This window comes from Thiocapsa sp., from assembly GCF_035467215.1.
GTDB lineage: Bacteria > Pseudomonadota > Gammaproteobacteria > Chromatiales > Chromatiaceae > Thiocapsa.
In genome coordinates this window covers 1-5,710 of sequence record NZ_DATITZ010000073.1, presented here as the reverse complement: position 1 = coordinate 5,710, position 5,710 = coordinate 1, and the positions used below count along the sequence as shown (strand labels likewise).

The 5,710-nt window shown below is 66.2% G+C and carries 5 protein-coding genes and 1 riboswitch; all 5 genes read left to right on the top strand.

What is annotated here, in order from left to right; translation table 11 throughout:
- Positions 1-306: 306 nt before the first annotated feature.
- Positions 307-395, top strand: a riboswitch (glycine riboswitch).
- 386 nt (positions 396-781) lie between these two features.
- Positions 782-1,873: a glycine cleavage system aminomethyltransferase GcvT gene (gene gcvT / locus VLR48_RS03810; RefSeq protein ID WP_325290503.1), complete on the top strand. Its 1,092-nt coding sequence runs from the start codon at positions 782-784 to the stop codon at positions 1,871-1,873.
- A gap of 264 nt (positions 1,874-2,137) precedes the next feature.
- Positions 2,138-2,530: a glycine cleavage system protein GcvH gene (gcvH, locus tag VLR48_RS03805; protein WP_325290502.1), complete on the top strand. Its 393-nt coding sequence runs from the start codon at positions 2,138-2,140 to the stop codon at positions 2,528-2,530.
- 2 nt (positions 2,531-2,532) lie between these two features.
- A complete protein-coding gene (gene gcvPA / locus VLR48_RS03800) occupies positions 2,533-3,933 on the top strand; it encodes an aminomethyl-transferring glycine dehydrogenase subunit GcvPA (protein ID WP_325290501.1) in 1,401 nt (466 codons plus the stop codon).
- 94 nt (positions 3,934-4,027) lie between these two features.
- A complete protein-coding gene (tpx, locus tag VLR48_RS03795) occupies positions 4,028-4,525 on the top strand; it encodes a thiol peroxidase (RefSeq protein WP_325290504.1) in 498 nt (165 codons plus the stop codon).
- A gap of 141 nt (positions 4,526-4,666) precedes the next feature.
- On the top strand, positions 4,667-5,710 hold a 1,044-nt coding region (gene gcvPB, locus VLR48_RS03790; protein WP_325290500.1), incomplete at its 3' end, for an aminomethyl-transferring glycine dehydrogenase subunit GcvPB.

The following is a 5,710-nucleotide window of genomic DNA, read 5'->3' as shown; positions in this document are numbered from 1 at the left end:
GGTCCCGGGCGACAAGAGCGCTTGCCCGTAGGTCGAGGCGTCCTGGCCGGGGCGATTTAGGTCGCCCCTAAGGACCCGGACAGAACCAACAGGCAAGCGTAGGCCGTACGTGCGACTCAATTCGCATCTTCACAGGCCATTCCTTTCCCGGAAATCAGCTTAAACCGCGCCAGCTCCGAGGGTTCTCGGAGCCGGTGCGGCCAAGCCAATCCAACAAACTGAAGCCTACCGCACCGGGCGCGGTTTAAGTCCGCAAGCGCCATGTCTGGAAATCCGACCGCACCGCGCTTATAGTCCCGTTTCGCGTCAAGTCCCGCGGGAGAGTCCGGCCTCGGCCGGCGCCGAAGGCGCAACACTGCCCGGAATCGCTCAGGCAAAAGGACCGCGGGAATAACGACCGACTCTGGAGAGCGGTCCGGTCTGCATCGACAGCCCGGACCCACCGAAGGGGCAGCAGCGGCCGACGCGTTCGGCCGACTGCAAACTCTCAGGTCTGGGACAGAGGGGCGGTGTCGAGGATCCGGGTGGATCCCGAAGGATCGTGCCTGCACGAGTCCGGAAAGCGACGCGCGCCCGCTCCGTCGTCCCGACACCGGGGACGACGCCATTCGGGCGCACTCGAATCCGGGCTCGTTGTCCCCTGTCGGACGGCAGACCCCGTACACATCCTTCGCGCACTACCCGCTTCCTTCGCCCCTTAGATCCAGGTCGACGCCTCGCAAGCGGTGACGACTCAACAGGCCAGCCCGTCGGGCGAGCCACCAGGCGAACGGAGAGTCGGATGGGATTGCGCACCCCCTTGTTTTCGGAGCATGAGCGTCTCGGCGCGCGGATCGTCCCCTTCGGCGGCTGGGACATGCCGCTGCACTACGGTTCTCAGATCCAAGAGCATCACGCGGTGCGCCGCGCCGCCGGGATGTTCGACGTCTCGCACATGCGCCCGGTCGACATCGAGGGCCCGGATACCCTGCCCTTCCTGAGACAGCTGCTGGCCAACGATGCGGCCAAGCTGACCGCGCCCGGCAAGGCACTCTACGCGTGCATGCTCAACCCGCAGGGCGGCGTGGTCGACGACCTCATCCTCTATTTTCGCGGACCCGAGCGGTACCGCGCGGTGGTCAACGCCGGCACGGCCGAGAAGGACATCTCCTGGATGCAGGCGCAGGCCGAGGGCCGGCAGGTCGACATCCGAAGTCGCGACGATCTCGCCATGATCGCGGTGCAGGGGCCGGATGCGCGCGCCCGCGTCGAGCCGCTGTTGCCCGACGGGCTGCGCGCCTCGGCGATGCAGGTCGGGCCCTTCTTTGCCGCCGAAGACGCGCACTGGTTCGTCGGGCGCACCGGCTATACCGGCGAGGACGGCTTCGAAATCATGCTGCCGAGCGCGGATGTCGCAGCACTCTGGCGCGCGCTGGCTGCAGCGGATGTTCGCCCCTGCGGCCTCGGCGCTCGGGATACGCTGCGCCTGGAGGCCGGCATGAACCTCTACGGGCAAGATATGGACGAGACGGTCGGTCCGCTCGATGCCGGCCTGGGCTGGACCATCGCCTGGCAGCCGCAGGAGCGAGACTTCATCGGACGCGATGCCCTGAGCGCTCGGCGCGACCACCCCGACCGACGCGATTTCGTCGGGCTGCTCTTGACCGGCCGCGGCGTCCTGCGACCGCACCAGAGCGTCCTAGCGGACGGTCGGGTGGTTGGAGAGGTCACCTCGGGCGGGTTCTCGCCGACCCTGGAGCGCTCGATCGCGTTAGCGCGGGTCGAGCCCGGCACACCCGCGGACTGCGCAGTCGACATCCGCGGCAAACCCGTGAGCGCACGCATCGTCAAACCGCCATTCGTGCGACACGGCCGGATCCTTGTCGAGCTCTGATCCATGTGGTCAGGTCGAAACCGTATCCAGAGCGAGATGCCAAATTTTCGAGTGAGCTCGACGGGATGGTGCTTCCACGGCCCTTCGCGGAGAGGCGGCTTAAATTTTCATAGTTTCAATCTCTTAAACCGCTCCGGCTCCAACGGCCGCCAAATCTGCCGAGCTCGGTCTCATCGTAAAACAACGCATACCGCGCCGGGCGCGGTTTAAATCGCAACGGCGCGAAGAGCGCACAGACAACCCGTCGATTGATCGGAGAGAACCATGAGCGACGCACCTGCTGACCTGAGATACACCAAAAGCCACGAGTGGATCAGAGACAACGGCGACGGCACCGTCACCGTCGGCATTACCGATCACGCCCAGGAAGCGCTCGGCGACATCGTCTTCGTCGAAATCCCGGATCAGGGACGTGAGGTCGACGCAGACGAGGCATGTGCAGTCGTCGAATCCGTCAAGGCCGCCTCCGACATCTATTCGCCCCTCGCCGGCGAGGTCATCGAGTCCAACGCCCTCCTGAACGACAGCCCGGACGCGATCAACAACAGCCCCTACGACGAAGGTTGGATCTTCCGCCTCGCCCCGAACGACATGACCGCGCTCGCCGGACTCTTGGACGCGGCGGCCTATCAGCAGGTCGTCGAGGACGAGACCTAAATATGCCCTTCGTACCCCACACCCCGGACGACATCGCCGCGATGCTCGACACCGTCGGCGTCGCCTCCATCGATGATCTGTTCGACGAGATCCCGGCCGAGCTTCAGATCGGGGAGCTGGCGGCCATCCCCGCCGGCATGGCCGAGATGGACATCGGCCGGCTGATGCAGTCGCGCGCGCGCGCCGACGGGCAGCCGCTCTGCTTCATCGGCGCCGGTGCCTACGATCATCACATCCCGGCCGCCGTCTGGCAGATCGCCACACGCGGGGAGTTCTACAGCGCCTACACGCCCTATCAGGCGGAGGCCAGCCAAGGCACCCTGCAGCTGCTCTACGAGTTCCAGTCCATGATGGTCGCCTTGACCGGGCTGGACGTCTCCAATGCATCGCTCTACGACGGCGCCTCGGGCCTGGCCGAGGCGGTCTTGATGGCCGTGCGCGCGAACCGCAAGGTCAAGTCCGAGAAGGTCCTCGTCCCGCGCTCCCTGCACCCGGCCTATCGGCGCACGCTACGCAGCATTGTCTCCACCCAGGGCATCGAGCTAGTCGAGGTACCGTTCGACCTGCGGGGCGGACACACCGCGATCGAGGCCCTGGATGCCCTGGCAGAGCAAGGTCCTTATGCCGCACTCGTGGTCAATCAACCCAACTTCTTCGGCGTGCTCGAAGACGTCGACACGCTTACCGACTGGGCCCATGACCGCGACACCCTGGTGATCGGGGTCGTCAACCCGGTCGCGCTCGCCCTACTCTCCCCGCCCGGCGACTGGGGCAAAACGGGCGCCGATATCGCGTGTGGAGAGGCCCAGCCCTTGGGCATGCCGCTCGCCTCCGGCGGACCCTATGCCGGGTTCCTCTGCTGTCGTCAGGAGTTCGTGCGCCAACTGCCGGGACGCATCGTGGGCCGCACGCTCGATCTCGACGGCAAGCCGGGCTTCACCCTGACCCTGCAGGCTCGCGAGCAGCACATCAGGCGCAACAAGGCGACCTCCAACATCTGCACCAATCAGGGTCTGCTGGTCACCGCCGCGACCATTCACCTGACCCTCTTGGGCGCCGAGGGGTTGGAGCGTGTCGCCGCCGCCTCGCATGCCAACACCCGACGGCTCGCGGAGCTGCTGTGCGAGGTGCCCGGCGTGGAGCCGCTGTTCGGTCGTCCGGTCTTCCACGAGCAGGCGCTGCGTCTGCCGGCGCCCACAGCGGACGTTCTCCGTTCGCTGGCCGAGCACAATATCCTGGGCGGATTCGATCTCGGCGCAGAGTATCCGGAGCTCGATCCCGCGGTCCTCGTCTGCGCGACCGAGATGAGAACGGAGGAAGAGATGCAGTCCTACGCGAGCAAGCTCGGGCGTATCATCGCCACCCGAACGCAGGCACCCTCCCCGGTTGCGCCGGAAATCTAGCGGCGCTTGCGTCAACCCTGTCGGTTGGGCCGAGCGCGAACAAGGCCGACCGACGCAGGTGCAACATCCAACCACCAACGATCGGGACACACTCATGGCTCAAACAGCACTGCAAGGCAACCCCGTCAATCTCGCCGGCGACCTGCCCGCCGTCGGCAGCACCGCACCCGACTTCAAGCTGGTCGACAAGGATCTCGGCGACAAGACATTGGCCGATTTCGCCGGCAAGAAGAAGCTGCTCAACATCGTGCCCAGTCTGGACACGCCGGTCTGTGCGACCTCGACCAAGCACTTCAACACGTCCATGGCCGGTAAATCCAACGCCGTTGCCTTGGTCATCTCGGCCGACCTGCCCTTCGCGATGGGCCGCTTCTGCGGGGCGGAAGGCATCGAGAACGTGGTTGCGCTCTCCATGATGCGCTCGCGCAGCTTCGCGAAGGACTACGGCGTGCTCATCGAGGACGGTCCGCTCGCCGGAATCACCGCCCGTGCCGTCGTCGTCCTGGATGCCGACAACACCGTGGTCTACACCCAGCTCGTGCCCGAAATCACCGAAGAGCCCGATTACGACGCGGCGCTGGCTGCTCTCTAAAGCGCATCTTCTTAAACCGCAAAGGCACGAAGGGCGCAAAGGAAGCGCCCGGCCCGGGGTCTGTTGTCCGGTAGCGCTGTTCTCGTGCCAAGCTCGCGCCTTTGCGGTTCCGACTCGATTCACTCACCGAAGCCGACTGCCATGCTGATTCATGACCGCTCCAGACCCGGACGCCGCGCCACCGCGCAGGCACCGCTCGTCATGCCCGAGGTGACCGACATTCCGGCGGCGCTGCGTCGTCGGAGCCGTCCGATCCTGCCGGAGGTCTCCGAGCTTCAGGCGGTCCGACACTACACCCGGCTGTCGCAGAAGAACTTCTCGATCGACACCCACTTCTATCCGCTGGGCTCCTGTACGATGAAGTACAACCCTCGGGCCTGCAACACCTTGGCGATGCTGCCCGGATTCCTGGCACGGCATCCGCTGGCACCCGAGTCCCACAGCCAAGGATTCATGGCCTGCCTCTACGAGCTCCAAGAGATGCTCAAAGAGGTCACCGGGATGCACGCGGTCTCCTTGGCCCCCGCGGCCGGTGCACAAGGCGAGCTGGCCGGCGTGGCCATGATCCGCGCCTATCATTCGGCCCGCGGCGATCTCGCCCGCACCGAGATCCTGGTCCCCGACGCGGCACACGGCACCAACCCGGCCTCCGCGGTCATGTGCGGCTTCAAGGTCCGCGAGATCCCGACCGGACCGGACGGCGACGTCGACCTCGCCGCGCTCGAGCAGGCCGTCGGGCCTCAGACCGCCGGGATCATGCTGACCAACCCGAGCACGGTCGGCGTGTTCGACCGCAACATCCAGGCGATCGCCGCGCGCGTGCATGCCGCCGGCGGGCTGCTGTATTACGACGGGGCCAATCTCAACGCCATTCTCGGCAAGGTCCGCCCGGGTGACATGGGCTTCGATGTCATCCATATGAACCTGCACAAGACCTTCTCCACGCCGCACGGCGGGGGCGGTCCGGGTGCCGGACCGGTCGGTGTCTCGGCGCGCCTGGAGCCCTACCTGCCTGTCCCGCTGGTCGCCTTCGACGTGGACGAGTACCGCTGGCTCGCCGAGCACGAGCGCCCCGAGAGCATCGGGCGCCTCACCGCGTTCGGCGGCAACATGGGCATCCTGCTGCGCGCCTATATCTACGCGCGTCTGTTGGGACGCGAAGGGATGCGCCGCGTCTCCGAGTTC